Source organism: Myxococcus sp. CA005 (genome assembly GCF_006518205.1).
Lineage (GTDB): Bacteria > Myxococcota > Myxococcia > Myxococcales > Myxococcaceae > Myxococcus > Myxococcus xanthus.
In genome coordinates this window covers 37828-58163 of sequence record NZ_SRLV01000001.1, presented here as the reverse complement: position 1 = coordinate 58163, position 20336 = coordinate 37828, and the positions used below count along the sequence as shown (strand labels likewise).

Sequence of the window (20336 nt, the reverse complement as noted above, 5' to 3'; positions counted from 1 at the left end):
TCACTCCCCTTCCGCGAGGATGCGACCCTTCCCATCGATAGCGTAGACGACGCCACCGTCGAGAAGAACAAGGCCTGGGCCACACGCGCTCAAGTTGGGGGAGAACGTCACATAGAACAGGTCGTCATTCGCCTGAACCACACGAGCGTCGATGTATCGCCAATCCGCGAGGCACTTCTCCTCCAGGTGCTCCTGCTTCTCCGCCGTAACCCAGGGTGGACGAAAATCATCCATGGCGACCTTGAGGGCCGCCATCATGGGTCCGGTCAGCGCCACGCCACCCTCAATCTGGCTCGGAATCGTCACCGACTCATTCGCAGGGGCTCTCTCCGGCTTGTCGAATCGGTAGATGCCCAGCGCGGAACACCCGCAGAGGCCCAGAAGTGGGCCCCAGGCCAACGCCCGTCGCAGGGAGGCTCCCCCATCGTGACAGCACCTCATGGCAGCCACCCCATCCCGTCGAGCATCTCGACGTTTCCTTCGTCATCGTAGACTCGGCCAATCGGTACCCACGCTCCGTCGCGGAGCGCGAAGACACCTTTGGACGGAAGCTCATACCGATACACCCGGCACTCGCCTGTCTTCTCCCGGTAGAGGAGCAGGATGGACTTGGGAAAGGCCCTACCCGTGCCTTTCTCCGCCACGCGCGTCGGCAGCCAGCGCAGATGCGTCTTGAGGTCGACTCGCGAGAACTCGCGATTGTGCGGATGCGTGTGCGGCGCCCAGAAGACCACCGCATCACCATGCGCTTCATCGTCGAGCGCCGACGGAATCAGGCAGCTCTTCCTTCCACTGTCCAAGCGTGACCTCAACTCGGACAGGTAGCTCAGGAAGTATCCCTTTCCCTCGCCTGAGTAGTACCCGAGAGCGCAGTACTCCGTACCGTACATCCCCGCGGATGCGCCGGGCTGACGGGTCATGATGGAACATGCGTTCTGCGCAAGCTCCTGCTCGGTCTCGAAAGGCCCTGCCAGGGGCCCCTTCACCGCGATGCCGCCAGAGGGCAACCGACGGGCCCTCACGTTCGGGTTCGGACTGGAGCATGCGGCAACCCAGGCACCACCGATGAGCAGCCATGATGCCTTGAAGTGCGAGCGACTGTACGCCCGGACATTCACGGCACCTGCCGTCCTGCTGGCACAATGGCCCGTGCTTTGCGATTCCGACGCGCTCATGACGCGCCCCCGGTACTTGGCGCACTCGCCCCTGAAGCGCCCGGCGGCTCTCGCCGCGTGAGGTAGAAGTCCGCCACCAGCGCGGCGAGCAGAAGAACCAGAGGCCATCGGGCCCGGCCCGGCGCGTTGCCTCCCGCGTCGTCGTCGCCGGCCTCACGTGCCGGCACCTCCGCGCGCCCGCGCTCACGCAGGTCCGACTCCCGGGCGTCCAGTGCCAGCACCTGCGCCGTGTCCACCACGTCGCCGTCACGCTCCAGCGAATAGGCCCCAGGCCCGGTGGGAGGTGACAGCGTCACCTCGCCCGCGCCAAACACCGGCCGGCTGCCACCCGGCCCCACGAGCGCGTAACGCGCACCCGCGAGAGTCACCACTGGCAGCGGCTCGCCCAGCATCAACTGCCGCCGAGGAAAACCCTCCCGCGTGCGGCGGGCCTCGCGCACCAGATTGCTCAGCAGCACCGGCCACGCGGACACGCGCTGCACGTTCGAACGCGACAGGTCCACGTTGACGTGAACCCGGCCGTCCGCCTCCTCGGACACCAGCACCGCGTCCCCGGCGCTCACCAGTGGCTTTCCAGGCGGATTGTCCCCCGCCGTCCACCGCACGCCCGCCAACTGCACGTCATCCAGCAGCGGGTGCCCCTTCTCGGAGAAGAACGGCCCCACGAACGTGCGCGGCGAGCCGCCCGCCCCCACCGTCACCCGCGCATCCGTCCCCGGCGGGCCCAGCACCAACACCACGTCCATCGCCGAGCCCTCCACTCCGCGCGCCACCTCCGGCGATACCGCGAGGAACCGCTCCAGCGCGGTCTGCTCGGGAGCGCCCAGTCCCTGCGCCAACGCCACCGCGATGGGCCGCATGGGCGCGGGCGGCAGCCGCACCTGGCCGTCCTCGGGCAACGCGTCGTCAGGAAGCGACACCTCCACATCGCCCGCTTCCTGGAACGTCAGCCGGACCGTCGCGGTGCCCTCCTCCGGCAGCTGCACGCGTTCCACCCGCTCCGTGCCGGCCTTCGCACCGGCCCCTGGCAACGCGCGGACCCGAACATCCACCTCCTCCGGCGCCTCCCCGAAACGCGCCACCCTCAGCGTCACCGTGGCCGTGGGCCCCTCATCGCGCCGCTGTGCGGAGACCAGCGCCACGTTGCCTCGCGCGGCCCCCAGCGCCGTCCACCGCACGGACGCGGGCACCAGGGCCGCGTTCACTGGAGGAACATCCGTGAAGAAGGCCACGCGCCGTCCCGCCCCCGCCAATTCCTGCGCCCAGATGAGCGTGGGCATCGGGTCATGGTCCGCGCCCTGCGCCTGGAAGGACTCCAGCGCGGCCAACGCCCGAGAAGGCTCCGCCTCTGGCCCCGCGAGCATGCGCGGCGTGCCGCCACTGGCCAGCAGCGTCACCTGCGTCGCCTCCTCCGACTCCACCCGCGCCGCCGCCTCGCGCCGCACCTGCTCCAACACCGTCACACCGTCCGGCCCACGCGCGGACATGGACAGGCTCCCATCCACCACCAGCACCAGGTGCCGAACCCGCGCCGCATCCCCCCACCGGACGTCCGCCAGGAAGAGCGCGGCGGCCACCACCGCCAGCACCTCCAGCAGCAGCGACGCCTCCCGCGTGAAGCGCTCCCAGCGAGGCCCCGCCTCGGCGCGGGGACTGGGCCTGCGCCACAGGAAGAGCGCGCTCACCACCACCGGCTTCTGCCGGCGCCGCAGGAAATACGCCGCCACCAGCGGCACGAGCGCGCCCAGCGCCAGCAGCCCCCACGGGAAGCCGAAGCTCACGCGTCACCTCCCGCGATGCGCTCCCTGCCCGCTACCCAGCGCCCCCTCACGACGCACCCGCCGCGAGGAACAGAGGCCGCAGCGGCCCCGCCACCAACGCGCCCAGCCCGTCCTGAGCCCGAGCGGTGAGCAGCGCCCCGCGAGCACGCAAGGCCGCGCCCCTCAAGCCGCGCTGATGCTCCGCGAAGCGGCGCGTGTACACGGCCAGCACCTCATCCGTCAGCAATTCCTCCAGCGCCGCGCCGCTCTCTGAATCCACCAGCCGGGCGCCATCTCCACCCGCGGGGTCCAGGTCCTCGGCGTCCAGCACCTGCGCCAGGAAGAGGCCCGACGCGCCACGCGCCAGCCGCGCGCACATCGCCGGCAGGTCCGCTTCGAAGAGGAAGTCACTCACCACCACGCGCAGCCCACACGGCCGCAGCGGCGGCAGGCGCCCCAGCGACTCCGGCAGCCCGTCCCGCGCGTCGAAGTCCGCCGCTTCCAAGGCCGCCCGGCACGCCTGTCCCTGAGCACGCTCCGGCCGGGCACCGGCCACCAGCAACGTCGGTGTCAGTCCCTGCCGCGCCGCCACCTCCGCCGTCAGCAGCGCCACTTCCCGCGCGCAAGCGGCCTTGCGCGAGGACAGCGCCATGGAGCGCGAGCCATCCAGCACGACCTCCACGCGCGGCGACACCTCGTCCTGGCGGATACGCAGCACGAGCTCCCCCGTGCGTGCCACCGCGTTCCAGTCCACCTGCCGCAGGTCATCCCCGGGCTGGTACGCACGGAAGTCATGCAGCTCCAGCGCGCTGCCCGCGGACGTGGCACGGACCTCCCCCACGAGCCCCCGGTGGGGCCCCCGGGGCAGCGCCAGGGCCAGCCCCGGAACAAGCCGCGCGACGGCGGCTGCGTCCATCCGCTCGCTCACGACGTGTGGGCCCGCCGCTCACGCGCCACGAGCATCCGGTCCGTCCCGTAGGCGGCCACCAGCGCCAGGCCCACGACCGCGCCCAGCAAGTCCCAGGACATCTTCGGCCCGGACGCCCCGTAGTCATACGTGGCGAAGTTCGCGATGCCCACCACGGGGTTGAAGAGGTTGAGGATGGGGTCATCCCCATCGAATCCCATCAACACCGCCACCAACGGAGGCAGCGCCGAGGCCAGCGCCACGGAAGCCACGAACATCAAGCGCACCGCCACGGGCGTGGCCAGCCGGTCCGGGCGCACCTTCCGCCCCAACCACACCGCCAGCGACAGGAAGAGCACGCCATACGCCGGCAATGCCAGGGTGGCCATCCGCAGGGAGAGGCCCTTCAGCGGCAGGTCCGAGGACCCCACCTGCAAGCCCCAGAACAGCGCGCTCCAGGCCCCCAGCAGGAACACCATCCAGCGGAAGCCCCGCAGCGCGCCGGGCCGCAACACGGACCAGGGCCGGGTGGTCGCGCGCAGCGGGCGCGCCTGACCATCCACGTCCGCGACCACGAACATGCCCACGCCCAGCAGGTGGACGCCGCCCAGGAGCGAGAACATCTCCGGAACACTGTGCTTACGCCCCGTCAGCCACCAGATGGCACAGCCGGCGAGCATGCCCACCAGCACCTGCACTCCCACCGCGCGACGCGGTCCCCGCGTGTAGTCCTCCGTGGGCAGGGACAGCCGGGACGCGGCAGCCTCGAAGAGCAGCCAGCCGTCCATGAGCATCAGCATCAGCGCGGTGCCCACCAGATAGAGGAACTCCACATCATTCAGGAACCGGTCTCCCATCTCCGATATCGCATAGGCCGCGCCCAGTCCCTGCACCAGCGCCAGGCCCAGTGCGCCCAGCAGTCCGAAGTGGACGAAGGCACGCCCCATGCGGCCGTCGGCCAGCGTCGCCGCGCACACGCTGGCCACCGTGAGGAAGACGAGCCACGCGCCGCCCAGCGCCAGCACCACCAGAATCGTGGGCAGCGTGATGCCATTGAGGAAGTAGCTGAAGAGGAGGAAGGGCCCCGCCGCGGAGGCATACAGGGCCGCCTGCACGAGGAACGACGCCACCTTGCCCCGGAGGATGCGGCGCGGCCCCAGGCCAGTGAGCACCAGCAACACCCACGTCTCGTCCTCGCGCTCACGCGCCAGCGAGCGGTAGGCGCTGTACGGGATGACGAAGAAGTGCGCGACGCCCAGGCAGACGAAGAAGGAGAAGAAGTAACCCTGGCCGCGCCGCGCGTAGGCGCCCTCGCGCGTGTCCACGTAGGCCACCAGCGCCACCGCCAGGCACGCCAGCAGCATCAACCCGAAGCACACCCAGAAGACGCGCGTGCGCAGTCCCTGGCGGAGCTCCTTCACCACCAGCGGGTTGAGCCGGTCCCCCCACCGCTGCGACCAGGGCTCCGCGCCCGCGACCTGGCCGCCGCCCGAAGCCATCGGCTCCGGGGCCGGAGGGCTCATCGCCGTATCCATGGGCGCGCTCACGCCACCCTCCCCTTCGTCACCGTCATGAAGGCATCCTCGAGGTTCCGCTCCCGCGCGCTGAAGGCGCACACGGGAAGCCCCGCGGCCACCAGCGCCGCCAGCAGCACCGCCGCCGCCGCGTCCACCTGCGCAGGGCCCGCGCCCGCATCCAGCTCCAGGCGCACGCGCAGCGCCTCGCCCTCCCGCGCCACCCGCTTCACGCGCGGCTGCTCGAGGAGCACCCGCTCCGCGCGCTCCCAGACGGCGTTGCCCGCGTCGCCCACGGCCAGCCGCACCGTCAGCTCGGGCGTCACCGCCGCGCCCACCTCCTGCTGCTGGAGCAGGTCCGCCACCTTGCCGGTGGCCAGTAGACGCCCCTGCTCGATGATGGCGCAGGTGTCGCAGATCTCCGCCAGCTCCGTGAGGATGTGGCTGGAGATGATGACCGCCTTGCCCTGGTCCGCCAGGGCGCGCAACAGCTCGCGCAGCTCGATACGGGCGCGCGGGTCCAACCCGTCCGCGGGCTCGTCCAGCAGCAGCAGCGACGGGTCGTGCAGCAACGTGCGCCCCAGCGCCACGCGCTGCCGCATGCCCTTGGACAACGCGGTGGTGAGCCGGTCCGCCAGGGGCGTGAGTCCGGTGAACGCCATCACCGACTCCACCCGCTGCCGGCGCGCCGCGCCCTTCAGTCCATAGGCGCGCGCGAAGAAGTCCAGGAACTCGAAGACGGTGACGTCGTCATAGGTGCCGTACCGGTCCGGCATGTAGCCGATGAGCGGACGCGCCCGGTCCGGCGAATCCACCAACGAGTGTCCGTCCAGTAGCACCTCGCCCGACGTGGGCACATCCAGCGTGGCCAGGATGCGCAGCGTAGTGCTCTTGCCCGCGCCGTTGGGCCCGATGAAGCCCAGGATGCTGCCGGCCTCCAAGGAGAACGACACGTCATCCACCGCGCGCAGCGCCCCGTAGTCGCGCCGCAGTCCCTTCACCTCCAGCAGGCTCATGGCCGCCCCCCTTCCGACTGGCCTCGCACCAGGTGCATGCCGGCCTCCAGCTCCACGTCAACGGCGGACGAGGGCGCCGGCCCCAAGCCCTCCAGGCGCGCGATGAAGCCACCCTCCGGAAGCGGAGCGCGGAAGTTCACCTCGCCCCCTGACAGACGTCCCTCGGCGAGCGACGGCCCCCCCACGCTGGACACCAACTGGCTCACCGGCGTCGCGCCCGCGGGCAGCGGTTCGCCCAGCGTCCCTTCCGCGCCATCCTCCAGCGCGGGCAACGCGTAGCTCTGGCTCCCCACCCGGACGTAGCCCTGCACCAGCCGCGCCCCCAGCGCGTTCTGGACGCGCACGGTGCCGCCCTCCCGCCGGACGACGAGCCGCGCGCGAGAAGGCAGCACGGCCACCTCGCCCCACTCACGGTAGGTCCGTGGCGGCAGGAAGCCATGCGTCACCGTCAGGCCATTCGTCCAGTCCAGGTCCGCCAGCATCTCGTCGGCGTTGTCCGGTGCCAGCAGCGCGCTCGTCGCCGGGAAGCGCACCGGCCCCGAAGACACGTTGGCGTACCAGGCGGAGACGCCGAGCGTCACCGCGCGCGAGCGCTCCGCGTCCAGCCACGTGAGGCTGTAGCGCGCGGAGTGCACGGCGAAACCATCCACGAGCACCGACCAGGTCACGAGCGCCACACAGGTGAGGACCGACACCAGGGGCACCGCCACGAGCACCGCCACCGGCCCTCGGCGCCGCGCCAGCATCAGCCCGCCCGGCCCCACCGCCAGCACGAAGGCGAAGATGAGCAGCAGGAACCGCCCCACGGGCGTGTTGGCATGGTCCAGCAGCGGCGTGATGCCCCCGGCGAGCAGGTTGCTTCGCTCCCACCGAGGCGCGGCCCCCGCGGGATTCACGGGCCCTGGGATGGACTCCCCCAGCATCGCGTTCAAGGCCTGTCCGCATTCGAGCGCGGCGCCACACAGCCGCACCCGCCCAAAGCCATACGGCACGGCATCCCTGGAGCCTTCCGCGGTGAACAGCGGCAGATGCTCCGTCAGGCTGCTCGACACCTGCGGCAGGACGAGCCGTCCTCCCGAGAGGACGTAGGACTCCAGCACGGCCCAGACATCCGCGGGCACGGAAGCCAGGTCTCCCGGCACCATCACCACGGAGTAGCCCACGTAGGAGGACAGCTCCCGGGGCGCATCGCGCGGGTCAACGGTGCGCACGGCGAACAGCGGGCTGCCGGTCGCCTCCACCCGAGGCACCCCCGACGTGTCGTCGAAGTCCTTGAGCGTCCCCAGCACCAGCACCGTCCCGCCCGAGGAACGCTCCACATAGACGGGGGTGTGGGCAGGAAGCGGCAGCGAAGTCAGGCCGGGCGACTCCACCTGGATGCTCCCCGCCTGAACGGTCGCTGGCACCGGCAGCCAGGTGACGAGCCGCCGTTGCGGCGGCACCTCCACGGAGCGCTCGGAGGTTCGCGGCGCCGAGTTCGAATGTCCCTGGAAGGTCAGACGGACCTGGAGGGGCACGAGCCCCGTGTTCTGGAGCACGACATCGATGGGGGTGTAGCCGCGCTCCGGCTTCAGCGCGCTGGTCCGGATGGAGACGCGCAGGTCGCCGTGGATCCGCGTCTCAATGGTTCCAGAAGCATCGCGATACCCGTAGCCCGTCGGCGCGGCCTCGTCCGCGAGCGATGTGGCGAAGGCCCGTGAGCCTCCCAGGGCGCAGAGCAGGACACTCGCGGTCAGTACCGCGCTACGCACGCGGCACCTCGGGGACGGCCTGGAGCAGCGCGCGCACCACGTCCGCCGCGCTGACCTTCTCCAGCGAGGCCTCGTAGGCGAGCACCAACCGGTGATTGAGGGCGGAAGGCGCGGCGGCCACCACGTCATCGAAGCCCACGTTGGGCCTGCCTTGCAGCAACGCCAGCGCGCGCCCGGCGGCGGCGAGCGCGAGCGCCGCACGAGGACTGGCGCCATAACGGACGAAGCGGCGCACGGCATCGGGCGCCGACGGTTGGCGTGGGTCTGAGGCCTCCACCAACCGGCCGATGAAGTCCGCCACGGGGCCCGGCAGGTGCACGCGGTCCGCGGCGGCGAAGAGGCGGCCCAGGCCCTCCGCGTCCAGCACCGGCGACAGCTCCGGCGGCGCGCCACGCACGCGCGTGGTGAGCAGCGCGCGCAGCGTCTTCGCGCCCACCGGGGGCACCTGGATGCGGAAGAGGAACCGGTCGAGCTGCGCCTCGGGCAGCGGATAGGTGCCCTCCAGCTCGATGGGGTTCTGCGTGGCGAGCACGAAGAAGGGGTCCGGCAACGGCCGCGTCTGCCCCAGCACGGTGACGCTGCGCTCCTGCATGGCCTCCAGCAGCGCGGACTGCGTCTTCGGACTGGAGCGGTTGATTTCGTCCGCCAGCACCAGGCTGGCGAAGAGCGGGCCCTCGCGGAAGACGAAGTCGCGGCGGCCATCGCCTTCCAGCACGTAGGTACCCGTGATGTCGCCGGGTAGCAGGTCGGGAGTGAATTGGATGCGGCGGAAGGGCAGCGACAGCAGCCGCGCCAGCGCCTTGCACAGCTCCGTCTTGCCCAGGCCAGGCAGGCCCTCCAGCAGGACGTGCCCGCGTGCGAGCACCGCCACCACCACCTGCTCGACGACGGATTCCTGGTCCAGCATGACGGTGTTCAGCCCGTCCTTGAGCCGGGCCGCCACCTCCGCCGCTCCCTGTGCCTCGGCGGGACTGAGAAGCTCCGCTGCCACGTCATTGCCCCCTTCCAGACGACTCGCCACCAAAGTACCGCCTCACCATGTCCCGGTTGCGGGGAAGCAGCGGCGCCGCACCGGGCCCCGCCGTCGCCTCCCCCCGCGCCTGGGTGCCCTGCGCGCCGCCAGGCCCGGCCGGTCCCGCGCGCCGCCGAGGGTCCGCGGCCCGGAGGCCCCAGAGTTCCTCGCCCTCGTCGCCCCCCTGCCCGGGAGGCAACGGCTCGAAAGCAAGCCGCTCCGGGTTCATCTCCGCCTCGTCACCAAAGACGAGCGGTTGGCTTCCGCCACCACGTGACACACCCGCGCCCTTCCGCACGCCCCGGCTCGCATGCCCCTGCTGGCCCGAGTTGGATTGCCCCTCGCCCGCGCCGGATTGCACCTCACCCTCGCCGCCGCGCCCCGACTGCCCCTGCCCTTGGCGCCCCTGCCCCGAGTTCTGGCCGCCAGAACCCTGGCGACGGGCCTGCGAATTGGAACCGTTGCGGCTGTTCGAATCGAAGCGGTTCTCCAGCGACTGACGCCTGCGCTCCAGCGCCTCGCGCAGGCTGGCAATCTGGTCCGGTGAACCGGAGGCCCGCGCGCGGGCAGCGCTCTGCGCCTCACCGGAGCGCTCACTCCGCGAGCCTTCCGTGCCCTGCTGTCCCTCGGCGCCCTGCGTTCCTTGTCCGGACGCGCGCGTGGCATCCGCCTGTGCCGCTTCGCCGTTCTCGGAATCGTGCGGCACCCCGTCCTCCCCCGTTCCGTCCGCGCTGTCGGACGAGCCACCTTCTTTGCCGCCTCCCAGCGCCATCAGCGCCTGCTCCAAGGCCTCGCGCTCACGCGTGGCGGCCTCGGCGCCTCCCGCGGCGCCTAGCGCATCCTCCAACGCCCGCGCGGCCTCCGCGGCCTGGGCCAATTGCGCGGCGGCCTCCGCGGCCTGCTCGGCCAACCGCTTCTCCAGCGCGTCGGCGGCCTCCCAATCTCCGGCGTCGAAGCGGCCCTCGGAGACTTCCTCGGCCAGCCGCCGCAGCTCCTCCTCGACGGCCTCCTCCAGCACCTCTTCCTTGGCGAGCGCCTCCGCCTGCGCCTGGACCGCGGCCACCTTCGCCGCGGCGGCGGCATTCACGGCGCGGCCTTGTGGCGCGGACAGGGGCAACAGGAAGCCCGCCACCGCGAAGAGCACCGCGCCCGCGAGCGCCGCGGCCGGGCGCCGCCACTTCACGTCAGGAGGCTTCACCCCACCCGCGAACTGATTGACGGCCAGCTCCCACTCCCCCACCGGGCGCTCCAGCCGGGTGAGGAGCAGCCCGCCCGCGTTCGCCGACCGGTCCGCGAGCACCGCCGCCTGCTCCAACGACACCCGCCGGGAACGCGCACGCAAGAACCACGCGCCCAGCCCCAGCGCCAGAAGCGGTGGCAGGGCCCACACGAAGGCGCCGCGCAGGAGGAACCGGGCCAGCACGCAGGCCGTGGCGGTGGCCCACATCGGAACGATGCCGGCCTCCGCCCATGCCACCGCGTTGAGGCGCCGCTGCACACGCCGGATGGGCGCGAGCACCAGGGCCTGGAAGCGGCGTTCTTCACTGGCAGCCATGAAGCGGCGAGTGTCGACTACTCGGCCCACTCCCCACAAGCGACGCGACGCCCGGCCGTCGCGGTCCGGGTGTGAGCGGTCGCATCCCGTCGTGCATTGACGCCCCCTTCCGCCGCCTGGCACGGACCGCCCGAGCCTCGCGGACACCGACGCAGCATCCCCGCGGAGGAAGTGCCCATGGCCCCGCCTTCACGCGAGACTGCCCCAGGTGCCGCCCCGCGCGGCAAAGACGGCCCACGCACCGTCCCCCAGTGCCATCAAGCCCACCGGACTGCTGCTACAACCCCTCTTCCAGATGCTCCTCGCCCGCCCTCCAGAACTGGCGCCCCAGGCGCCGTGGCCGGACATGCCCCTGGTGGTGTGGCCCACCGCTCTGGCGATGTGGGGCCCCGGCGACGCGACGACGAAGCACGCCCACCACGCCATGCACCTGGTGCTGTGCCGGCAGGGCACCCTGTCCGTCCGCGCGCAAGGCATGAAGACCGCCGAGCAGGCAGCCGGCGTGCTCGTGGGCCCGGACATTCTCCACGCGCTCGACGCACGAGACAGCGAGGTCATCATCCTCTTCGTCGAACCCGAGAGCGACGACGGCGCGCGACTCCAGGCCGCGCTCGACGGTCCGATACGCCTGTTCGAGACGACGCAGCGCGATGCCCTCCTCGGCGGGCTGCCCACTGCGGGAGCACTGACACACGAAGCGGTCGGCGGATGGATGGAGTCCACGCTGGCCACCCTCTCCGGGACGCCCGAAGCCCCCCGTCACCTCCACCCGCGCGTGCGCAAGCTGCTGTGCCACCTGCGCGCGGAGGCCGCGCCGGAAGACACATCGCTCGAAGCCCTGGCCCAGGTTGCGGGCCTCTCGCCCGGAAGGCTGATGCACACGTTCACCGAATCCGTCGGTGTGCCACTGCGGCCCTACCTCCTGTGGCTCCGGCTCCAGCGGGCCGCGGGCGCCATCGCCGCGGGCCACACCTTGAGTGAAGCCGCCCACGCGGCCGGCTTCTCGGATGCGGCGCACCTGACGCGCACCTTCCGGCGGATGTTCGGCACCACGCCGTCCTCGCTTCAGCGCCGTGGACCGCGCGTCCAGGCGCAGGGCCGCAACGGTGCGACCCGCTGAGCACCGCGCACCTGTGGCGCAGCAGCTTGCGCACGCGCTGCTGCTCGAGTACGCCCGAATCCCCCTCCAGTCCGAGGGCAGCCCGGCCAGCACCAGCGTCGACGAGTTCATCGCCGCGAACTACCCCAAGGACCTGAAGGAGTTCCTGCGGAAGGTGCTCACCGCCGCCGACAAGGCCGCGGAGTTGGATGGCGTCTCGGCCCGGAACAAGGTGTGGTGGCCCATCGTCAAGGCCGTGGTCCGGGCCACCGTCAAGGTGGTGGAAGCCGTCAACCAGCGCGACAAGCGGTAGCGGCAAGGCCGGGGGCGGCGCGACGCGCGCCGCCTCTCGGGTCGCAGCCAGTTCGTTCAAGCGAACGCCAGCACCGGGGCCCCATCCTGAAGTCAACGGCACGGCAGGCCACTCCCTCCCGTGCATCTCTTCAGGAGCACACCCCATGTCCTTCGCCATCCTCCTGCTGTCCTTCTTCCTGCTGCTGCACCTGCCGCCGCTGCGGCGCATCCCCGCGCTGTCCACCCCCACGGCGCGCGCCGCGGTCGCCGCGGGGCTCTTCTTCGTGGGCGCGGGCCTCATGCACTTCCTCATGCCCGCGCGCTACGCGGCCATGATTCCGCCGCGACTCCCGGCACCCGCCTTCTGGGTCTACCTCTCCGGGGCCGCGGAGGTCGCGGGCGGGCTGGGGCTGCTGCTGCCACGCACGCGCCGACTCGCGGCCCTGGGGCTCATCGCGCTGCTGCTGGCCATCCTCCCCGCCAACATCCACGAGGCCCAGGCCAACACCGCCACCCATGTGCTGCCCTTCCCGGACTGGTACTTCTGGCTGCGCATCCCCTTCCAGCTCGTCTACGTCGCCTGGGTGGCGTGGGCTGGCGGCTGGTGGCCCGTCCGCGGCCGTGCGCGACTGGCTGCCCACGGTTAGGCTCGCGCGCACCATGCACTTCCGCAAGCTCGGCCGCAGCGGCCTCGTCGTCAGTGAGATTTCCTACGGCAACTGGATCACCCACGGCTCCCAGGTGGAGGAGGAGGCCGCGCTCGCCTGCGTGCGCGCGGCGCTGGACGTGGGCATCACCACCTTCGACACCGCGGACGTGTACGCGGCAACCCGCGCCGAGGAAGTGCTCGGCCGTGCCCTGAAGGGCGAGCGGCGCGCCGGCTATGAGCTCTTCACCAAGGTGTACTGGCCCACCGGCCCCGGAAAGAATGACCGCGGCCTGTCGCGCAAGCACATCCTGGAGAGCATCGACGGCTCGCTGCGCCGGCTGCAGACGGACTACGTGGACCTGTATCAGGCCCACCGCTTCGACGTGGAGACGCCGCTGGAGGAGACGATGCTCGCGTTCGCCGACATCGTCCGCCAGGGCAAGGCGCTGTACATCGGCGTCTCCGAATGGACGGCCGACCAGATTCGCCAGGGCGCCGCGCTGGCCCGCGAGCTGCGCGTGCCCTTCATCTCCAACCAGCCGCAGTACTCCATGCTCTACCGCGTCATCGAGCCGCAGGTCATCCCGGCCTCCGACGAAGCAGGCCTGGGGCAGATTGTCTGGTCCCCCATCGCCCAGGGCGTCCTCACCGGCAAGTACCTGCCCGGCCAGGCCCCCCCGGCGGGCAGCCGCGCCACGGAGGCCAACGCCGTGCGCTACGGCATCACCCGCTTCATGACGGATGACGTGCTCACCCGCGTGCAGCAGCTCGTCCCATTGGCGAAGGATGTCGGACTCTCCATGGCCCAGCTCGCCGTGGCCTGGGTGCTCCAGAATCCCAGCGTCTCCTCCGCCATCGTCGGCGCCTCCCGGCCGGAGCAGGTGCACGACAACGTGAAGGCCGCGGGCGTGAAGCTGGAGCCGGAGCTGCTGCGCCGGATTGACGCGGTGCTGGGCCCCGCCATCGAGCGAAATCCAGCCCTGACCGACGTCCCCGCCCAGCGCCCCTGAGCCCGCCCCACCCGGGCGGGCGCCTGAGCGTCCGCTTCCGGGAGGGCGGCACCCAACCCATCCGTTCCATTTGACTTTCCGCGCCAAGGGAATAAGACATGGGCCCGCAGGTTGGCAACCGGGTTGCGAGTGCCCCGTGACCCACCTTTACCCAGGCTTCCCTCCATGACGCCCTTCCTCTCCCTGGCCCAGACGAATCACACCGAGCTGGGCTGGCTCAGCAGCAAGCTGCTCGGCGTGACGCTCACCTCCGCCGAATGGGTGCTCTGGGTGCTCGTCATCCTCTCGGTGCTCTCCATCGCCATCATGCTGGAGCGCACGGTGTACTTCGCCCGCCACCGGCTGCCGGACTCGGAGGCCCTGGCGGTGCGGCTGGCCCGCGGCGAGTACGACGTGGCCCGCAAGGCCATTGAAGGCAAGACGGGCATGGAGGCCGCCATCATCCGCGAGGCCCTGGCCTCCGCCGACCAGGGCGCGGACACGGTGGAGCAGGTGATTGCCTCCACCCTGTCGCGTGAGCGTCCCCAGTACGAGCGTTTCCTGTCGTACCTGGGCACGCTGGGCAACAACGCGCCGTTCATCGGTCTGTTCGGCACGGTGCTGGGCATCATCAAGGCCTTCAATGACCTGGGGAAGATGAACGCCCAGGGCGGCGGCGGGGCCATGCAGCAGACCGTCATGGCCGGCATCTCTGAAGCGCTGGTCGCCACGGCGGTGGGCCTGGCGGTGGCGATTCCGGCGGTGGTGGCCTTCAACGTCTTCAACCGCCAACTCAAGACGCTCACCAGCCGCGCCAATGCCCTGGGCTACGCCCTGGTGGGCAGCATGCGCGCCGAGCGCCCCGCGTCCAACACGGCCACTGCGGGTCGCGCCGCGGAGGCCCGCTAGGCCATGGCGGGCGGCGCGCAGGACAACGACGACGAAATCACAGGCATCAACGTCACCCCGCTGGTGGACGTGGTGCTGGTGCTGCTCATCATCTTCATGGTGACGGCCAACTTCATCGTCCGCGAAACGGTGGAGGTGGACCTGCCCCGCGCCGCCAACGGCGGTGAGACGGTGCAGGGCCTGGTCAACGTGGTGCTGGACAAGGAGGGCAAGCTCTTCTTTGACGGCACCGAGATGACCGAGAAGGACCTGGAGAAGCGCGTTCAGGAAGCGGTGGCCAAGGACAAGGAGACGCGCGCCATCATCAGCGCCGACCAGTCGCTGCCCTATGGCCGCGTCATGCGACTCATCGACGTGGTGAAGGGCCAGGGCATCGCCAAGTTCGCGCTCAACATCGAGAAGGACGTAGCCCCCGCGGCCGCGCCCGCAGCCCCCTGAGGCAAGGCGTCACTTCATGAGTCAGGCGGTCCTCGACAACGCTCCGACGCCCCGACGCGACCGCTCCCTGGCCGTGGTGGGCGTCTTCCTGCTCGTGTCGCTGGGGATTCACGTCGGCGGCTTCTGGGCGCTCGGGGAAGGCGCCTCGCGCACCCTCCCCGCGGCCAGGCGCCCCGTGGAGATGGTGATGGTGGAAGTGGTGAAGCCGCCGCCGGTGAAGGTGGCCGAGGCCCCCAAGCCGCTGCCGCCGCCGCCCGTGGACGCGCCGCCGCCGCCCAACGACACCCCGCCGCCGCCGGAGCCGCAGGCCAAGCCGCCGCCGCTCGTGGTGGGCATGACGATGTCCTCCACCACCAGCGCGGGCTCGTTCGCCGCGCCCGTGGGCAACACCGCGTATGGCAGGACGGGCCCCACGGCGAAGGCGCCCCAGGAGGTGAAGGCGTACAGCGCGCCGAAGTACGCGCCCATCTACCAGGTGGACTCCGAGCCCACGGTGGCCTCCGAGGTGAAGATTCCCTACCCGGAGGAAGCGCGCCGCGCGGGCGTGGAGGGCACCGTCACGCTCTCCATCACCATCGACCACGAGGGCAAGGTGGTGGCGGTGAAGATTCTCAAGGGGCCCGGCTACGGCCTCAACGAGGCGGCGAGGGATGCCATCCGCCGCTTCCGCTTCAAGCCCGCCATCAAGGGCGGCGAGCCCGTCTCCACGGAGATGAAGTACTCGTACACCTTCCTGCTGGACTGACGCGAGGCGCCTACTGCGCGCCCAGCGCGCGGCGCATGATGTCGCGCAGCGCGCACAGGTCCTCTTCCGGCAGGCCGCAGATGGCGTCCGGCGGCTCGAAGATGCGCTCCAGCAGCCGCTCGCGCAGCGCAGCGCCGTCCTCCGTCAGGACCAGCATCTTCACCCGCCGGTCCTGCTCGGAGCTGCGGCGCACCACCAGTCCGCGCGCCTCCATCCGGTCCACCAGGCCCGTGACGTTGGACGCGTCGCACGACAGGTAGGCGGCCAGCGTGCTCATGGCCAGCGGCCCTTCCCCCAACTGCCGCAACACGTGCGCCTGCACCGGCGACAGGTCGAACTCCGCCGCCAGTGCGGGGAAGTTGCGCATGTGTGTGTGCATCAGCTCGAAGAGGAGTGTCCACGCCTGGCGTGGCAAGTCACCCGCGGGTCCGGCCTGTCCGGGCCCACTCCCCGGCTTCGTCTTCCGCTCCAGCTGCTCGCCGCTCCCGTTCATGCCTCTCATGTTATGTCACCTGAGCCACCTAAACAATTGACCTCATCAACTATTGAGGGCTACTACATTCCGGAGCTTCCAAATTCGGACGTCATGGACTATGGCTGCCGACCCGAGGCTCGAACCCGTAGCAAGTCCATCCTGGACGCAGTGGCCCGCGCCGGCGCGGGCCCTTGAGGAGGTAGAGGCGGTCATGAGTTCATTCCTGGCGCTGTCCCTGGCGGCCACCCTGGCCGCGGCACCGCCGCCTACGCTGACCCTGGAGGACGCGCTCAACCGCGCCCGCAAGGAGAACCTGGACCTCAAGGCCGCACAGGCCCGCCTCGCTCAGGCGGATACCGCGTCGCGCAAGGCTTGGGCCGGCTACCTCCCCAACGTCACCGTCAACGGCGCCATCACCCGCAACTCCATCGAAGCGGTGATTCCCGCGGGTCCGCTCGCGCCCGTGGAAATCGTCATCCAGCCGCGGGTGCAGATGCAGGCCCAGGGCCAGGTGCGGCAGGCCCTCATCGCCCCGCAGCTGTGGGCCGGCATCCAGGCCGCCTACAAGGCGGAGCGCGTGGCGGAGCTCAACGTGGAGCAGGCGCGGCGCGAAATCTTCTTCGGCGTGGCGCAGGCGTACTACGGCACCGTGGCGCAGGCACAGGCCGTGGCGGTGCAGGAGCGGCTGGTGGAGCTCAACAGCGCGCGCGCCAAGGACACGCAGGTCCGCTTCGAGGCGGGTACGGTGACGCGCGTGGCGCTGCTGCGCGCCGAGCAGGACCTGGCCCGTGCGGAGCAGGACCTGATCCGCGCGCGCAACGCGGAGGCGTCCGCCAAGCTGGTGCTGGCCACCCTGCTGGCGCTGGACAACCCGAACTTCGACGTGGCGCCGCCACCGGAGCCCCAGGTGCCCGAGAAGACGGACACCGGCGTGCTCGTCGAGCGCTCGCTCGAGCAGCGCGCGGACGTCGCCGCGGCGCGTGAGTCCGTGGAGCTGGCGCAAATCAACAAGCGCGGCGTGTGGCTCAGCTACCTGCCCAACGTGCAGGTCTCCGGCACCTACAACATCAGCAACGCGGCGGGCCTCGTGGGCTCCAACCGCATCTGGCTCATCACCCTGGGCGCCAGCTGGACGTTGTGGGACGGCGGCCTGCGTGAGGCCAACCTGCAGGAGGCCTCGGCCGTCATCGCGGAGAACCGGGCGCTGCAGCGCAAGGCGGAGCTCACCGCGCGCCAGGAAGTGAATACCGCGCAGCTCGACCTGGAGAGCGCCCTGGCCAACCGCCTCAAGGCCTCACAGGCCGTGGAGCTGGCGCGCGAGTCCCATCGCCTCACCGAGGTCTCCTTCAAGGAAGGCGTGGCCACGTACCTGGAGGTCGCGGACGCGAACACCGCGCTGACGCAGGCGGAGATTGGTCTGGTGGGTGAGCGGCTGCAGGCCTCGCTCGCCGGCCTGCGCCTGCTGCGCGCGGTGGGCGCGTTCGGCGCCCGTCCCCTGACGACGGACCTGAAGGTGGAGACCTCGGAGGCGCCGTTCCTCCAGCCGCTGCCGGAGCAGACGCAGCCGACGCAGCCCACCCAGGAAGGGCCGGCGGACGCCCCCCGGCAGCCGTAATTCCGCGCGGCTTCCCGGCGCCCGCCATTCCCAGGCGCCGGGTTGCCCGCCGTGGAAGGTGGGCGGCGAGCGCCGGTTGTGAGCGGCCTTCGCCAACCCCACCCTCGTGAAGAGAGGCATCACACCCTTTCCCGAGGAGGACGTCATGGCGGAAGGACAGTGGGGCAACTGCAAGGGCTGCCGATACTTCGCCAACCAGACCCCCCAGAGCGCCGGCGAGACGCACCGCTGCATGCAGCCGGAGCTGGCCGAGTTCGAATTGGAAGTGTCCGGAGAAAGCGGCTGCAACGCCTACGAGGCGCGCACCGGCGTGGCCACTCCGGCGCACGAAGAGCCCTCTCCCTCATTGCACTGAGCGCGAGCGCGCCCTGGGGGCCTTCAGCCGCCCGGGGCCTCGCGGGAGAGCGGCACCACGGCCCCCGTCATCTTCGGACCGGCGCCGTAGTAGATGCGCTCCATGAGCCGCCGCTGGTGCACCAGCGGCGCGTCGAAACGGTCCAGCCGCATGCCCTTGTGACTGTAGGGCGTGTCCGCCACGGTGGTGATGAAGCGCGCGTCGTCGCGCACCTCCCACCAGGTGAGCGCCATGGCCGCCCGCGCCGCCACGGGGAGCAGCGGACGCAGCAGCCGCTGTTCGGTGCGCAGGAATGAGAAGACGTGCAGGCGCGTGGTGCGCGCCGTCTCCGGCACGAAGAAGATGTTCGCCCGGGTGATGAAGGGACGCGGCGAGCCGTCCGGCGCCACCCAGCGGATGGTGTACTGGCTGCGCACCGGGTCGAAGCGCGTCACCCAGTCGTTCTGGAAGAAGTCACCGTCGCGCACGCCCAGCACCGTCATGATGGGCGCGGGCCGCTGCGGGGCACGGTAGTGCACCTCCGTGCGGTCCTCCAGGTTGCGCGCCTCGAACTCCACCCGGCCCGCGTTCGGGTCGTCCCAGCCCAGCCGGGTGTGGACGTAGGGCGTGTGCTCGTCCTCGCTGAAGTTGTCGAGCGACACGTGCAGCGGCGCCGCGAAGTGCGTGGAGAACGCGCCGCCGAAGACGTAGCCCTCATCGCCCATGTCGGGCATGGCCGAAAGCGGCGTGTCCCGCTCGGCCAGCCACAGGTAGCCGTAGCGCTCCACCACCTGGAAGCTGCGCGCGTCACAGTGGCGCAGCTCCGGCTGGCTGGGGTTGCTGCCGCGCCCCTCCGCGTCGAAGCGCCAGCCGTGGTACGGACACTGGAGCCGGCCGTCCGCGCGCACCGTCCCCTTGGACAGCGGCGCGAAGCGATGGGGGCAGGCATCCGCGAGCGCCGCGGGCTGCCCTGTGCCGTCCCGGAAGAGCGCGTAGGCGCGGCCCGCCACCTCCACGCGGACCGGCCGGGTGCCCAGCGCGCGGGCGGAGAGCACCGGGTGGAAGTGACGGATGACCTTGGGGGTAGGCTCCATGAGGGCCCAGTATAAGTCGACGACTATCCCTGCTTGGAATGGACTCCGAGTTACGCGGGGTGAACTGGAGGGCCGGGCAGCCCCCGTCCCCCTGGGTTATGCTCCCGCCCCCGTGGCCACCTCTTCCGCTCCTCGCCGTCGTCCCCACGTCTTCGCCGTGCTGCTCGCCGTGGCCGCGTTGCTGGGCGCGGGAGGCGCGCTTCATGTCCAGGGCCTCTTGCCCGCGCGCGTGCCCTCCCCCGCCACCCCGTTCAGCTACCACGACTACGAGAAGGTGCTGCGGCACGTGCGCCCGGACGGTGACGTGGACTTCGCCTCGGTGGGGCGCGAGCGCAAGACGCTGGACGGCTTCGTCGACTCGCTGGCGTCGTTCTCCCCCCACAACCGCCCGGACGTCTTTCCCACGCCGGAGGACGCGCTGGCCTACTGGCTCAACGCCTACAACGCGCTCGTGCTCCAGCAGGTGGTGGACGGCTACCCGTACCTCGAAACCGTGCAGCAGCCCCTGCTGGGACGCTTCTTCTGGGGCCGCTCCTGGGCGTTGGGCGGAGAGCGGCTGACGCTGTGGGCACTGCACAACCGCGTGCTGCGCCGCGAGTTCGCCGACCCGCGCATCCACCTGGCGCTCTTCCAGGCCGCGCGCGGGGGCCCCCGGCTGGACGGCTCGCACTTCCAGCCGGAGTTCCTGGACTCGCAGCTCAACGAGGCCGGACGCCGCTTCGTGGGCGACCGGCGCAACGTGCGGCTGGAGCGGGACACCGTCTACCTGACGTCGCTCTTCGAGGAGTACCGCGAGGACTTCCTCGCCGCGCTGCCCGAGGGCCGCGGCGGCAACGTGCTCCAGTTCGTCTGGGCCTTCCTGCCGGACACCTGCGAGGAGCGCCCGGGCTGCGACACCCGCAGTGACCTGGACCGCGCCTGCGGCCCCCGGCTGGACCAGTGCCGCATCGCCTTCATGGAGCGGGACTGGACGCTGCCGGACGCCGCCGCGCGTCCCTGAGCCGC

Annotated in this window: 21 protein-coding genes; 10 read left to right on the top strand and 11 right to left on the bottom strand. The window is 71.1% G+C overall.

Annotation, left to right across the window (positions count from 1 at the left end; genetic code table 11):
* From FMQ63_RS00250 to FMQ63_RS00210, 9 genes are all read right to left on the bottom strand, one after another.
* On the bottom strand, positions 1-306 hold the full coding sequence (locus FMQ63_RS00250; protein WP_225909555.1) for a hypothetical protein: 306 nt from the start codon (positions 304-306) through the stop codon (positions 1-3).
* Between the two features lie 131 nt (positions 307-437).
* Positions 438-920, bottom strand: a complete 483-nt coding sequence (locus FMQ63_RS00245) for a hypothetical protein (protein WP_225909556.1) — start codon at positions 918-920, stop codon at positions 438-440.
* Between the two features lie 251 nt (positions 921-1171).
* Positions 1172-2956: a BatA and WFA domain-containing protein gene (locus tag FMQ63_RS00240; RefSeq protein WP_011556402.1), complete on the bottom strand. Its 1785-nt coding sequence runs from the start codon at positions 2954-2956 to the stop codon at positions 1172-1174.
* Between the two features lie 46 nt (positions 2957-3002).
* Entirely contained in the window at positions 3003-3851 is an 849-nt protein-coding gene (locus FMQ63_RS00235) for a DUF58 domain-containing protein (protein WP_171452210.1), read from the bottom strand.
* Positions 3852-3859: 8 nt separating this feature from the next.
* Positions 3860-5389 (bottom strand): ABC transporter permease, encoded by a 1530-nt coding sequence (locus tag FMQ63_RS00230; protein WP_020478001.1) that lies wholly within the window; start codon positions 5387-5389, stop codon positions 3860-3862.
* Positions 5386-6372, bottom strand: coding sequence for an ABC transporter ATP-binding protein (locus FMQ63_RS00225; RefSeq protein ID WP_011556405.1), 987 nt, complete (start codon positions 6370-6372; stop codon positions 5386-5388). The genes FMQ63_RS00230 and FMQ63_RS00225 overlap by 4 nt, the downstream gene beginning before the upstream one ends.
* Entirely contained in the window at positions 6369-8123 is a 1755-nt protein-coding gene (locus tag FMQ63_RS00220) for a hypothetical protein (RefSeq protein ID WP_011556406.1), read from the bottom strand. The genes FMQ63_RS00225 and FMQ63_RS00220 overlap by 4 nt, the downstream gene beginning before the upstream one ends.
* Complete coding sequence (locus FMQ63_RS00215; protein ID WP_020478000.1) at positions 8116-9114, bottom strand: MoxR family ATPase; 999 nt, start codon at positions 9112-9114, stop codon at positions 8116-8118. The genes FMQ63_RS00220 and FMQ63_RS00215 overlap by 8 nt, the downstream gene beginning before the upstream one ends.
* Before the next feature lies 1 nt (position 9115).
* Positions 9116-10690: a hypothetical protein gene (locus FMQ63_RS00210; protein ID WP_216608559.1), complete on the bottom strand. Its 1575-nt coding sequence runs from the start codon at positions 10688-10690 to the stop codon at positions 9116-9118.
* 295 nt (positions 10691-10985) lie between these two features.
* Here FMQ63_RS00210 and FMQ63_RS00205 point away from each other — a divergent pair, with 295 nt between their 5' ends.
* From FMQ63_RS00205 to FMQ63_RS00175, 7 genes are all read left to right on the top strand, one after another.
* Positions 10986-11810 (top strand): AraC family transcriptional regulator, encoded by an 825-nt coding sequence (locus tag FMQ63_RS00205; RefSeq protein ID WP_216608566.1) that lies wholly within the window; start codon positions 10986-10988, stop codon positions 11808-11810.
* A gap of 13 nt (positions 11811-11823) precedes the next feature.
* The gene (locus tag FMQ63_RS00200; protein ID WP_020477999.1) at positions 11824-12102 is read left to right on the top strand and encodes a hypothetical protein; all 279 of its coding nucleotides are present in this window, start codon (positions 11824-11826) and stop codon (positions 12100-12102) included.
* A gap of 145 nt (positions 12103-12247) precedes the next feature.
* Complete coding sequence (locus tag FMQ63_RS00195) at positions 12248-12730, top strand: DoxX family membrane protein (RefSeq protein ID WP_011556411.1); 483 nt, start codon at positions 12248-12250, stop codon at positions 12728-12730.
* 13 nt (positions 12731-12743) lie between these two features.
* Positions 12744-13742, top strand: a complete 999-nt coding sequence (locus tag FMQ63_RS00190) for an aldo/keto reductase family protein (RefSeq protein ID WP_011556412.1) — start codon at positions 12744-12746, stop codon at positions 13740-13742.
* A gap of 165 nt (positions 13743-13907) precedes the next feature.
* Complete coding sequence (locus FMQ63_RS00185; RefSeq protein ID WP_011556413.1) at positions 13908-14630, top strand: MotA/TolQ/ExbB proton channel family protein; 723 nt, start codon at positions 13908-13910, stop codon at positions 14628-14630.
* A gap of 3 nt (positions 14631-14633) precedes the next feature.
* The gene (locus FMQ63_RS00180) at positions 14634-15068 is read left to right on the top strand and encodes a biopolymer transporter ExbD (protein WP_011556414.1); all 435 of its coding nucleotides are present in this window, start codon (positions 14634-14636) and stop codon (positions 15066-15068) included.
* A gap of 16 nt (positions 15069-15084) precedes the next feature.
* Entirely contained in the window at positions 15085-15813 is a 729-nt protein-coding gene (locus tag FMQ63_RS00175; RefSeq protein ID WP_141276527.1) for an energy transducer TonB, read from the top strand.
* Positions 15814-15823: 10 nt separating this feature from the next.
* On the opposite strand, the gene FMQ63_RS00170 is transcribed toward FMQ63_RS00175, so the two are convergent.
* Positions 15824-16315, bottom strand: a complete 492-nt coding sequence (locus FMQ63_RS00170) for a MarR family winged helix-turn-helix transcriptional regulator (protein ID WP_011556416.1) — start codon at positions 16313-16315, stop codon at positions 15824-15826.
* 184 nt (positions 16316-16499) lie between these two features.
* Between FMQ63_RS00170 and FMQ63_RS00165 the strand changes: the two genes are divergently transcribed.
* The gene (locus FMQ63_RS00165; RefSeq protein ID WP_011556417.1) at positions 16500-17903 is read left to right on the top strand and encodes a TolC family protein; all 1404 of its coding nucleotides are present in this window, start codon (positions 16500-16502) and stop codon (positions 17901-17903) included.
* A gap of 145 nt (positions 17904-18048) precedes the next feature.
* Positions 18049-18258 (top strand): hypothetical protein, encoded by a 210-nt coding sequence (locus FMQ63_RS00160; RefSeq protein ID WP_216609309.1) that lies wholly within the window; start codon positions 18049-18051, stop codon positions 18256-18258.
* Positions 18259-18281: 23 nt separating this feature from the next.
* On the opposite strand, the gene FMQ63_RS00155 is transcribed toward FMQ63_RS00160, so the two are convergent.
* Complete coding sequence (locus FMQ63_RS00155; protein ID WP_011556419.1) at positions 18282-19331, bottom strand: Rieske 2Fe-2S domain-containing protein; 1050 nt, start codon at positions 19329-19331, stop codon at positions 18282-18284.
* Here FMQ63_RS00155 and FMQ63_RS00150 point away from each other — a divergent pair.
* Positions 19309-20331 carry a DUF547 domain-containing protein gene (locus tag FMQ63_RS00150; RefSeq protein ID WP_011556420.1) on the top strand — a complete coding sequence of 341 codons (1023 nt, stop codon included), beginning with the start codon at positions 19309-19311 and terminating at the stop codon, positions 20329-20331. The two genes, FMQ63_RS00155 and FMQ63_RS00150, sit on opposite strands and share 23 nt — an antisense overlap.
* Positions 20332-20336 lie beyond the last annotated feature (5 nt).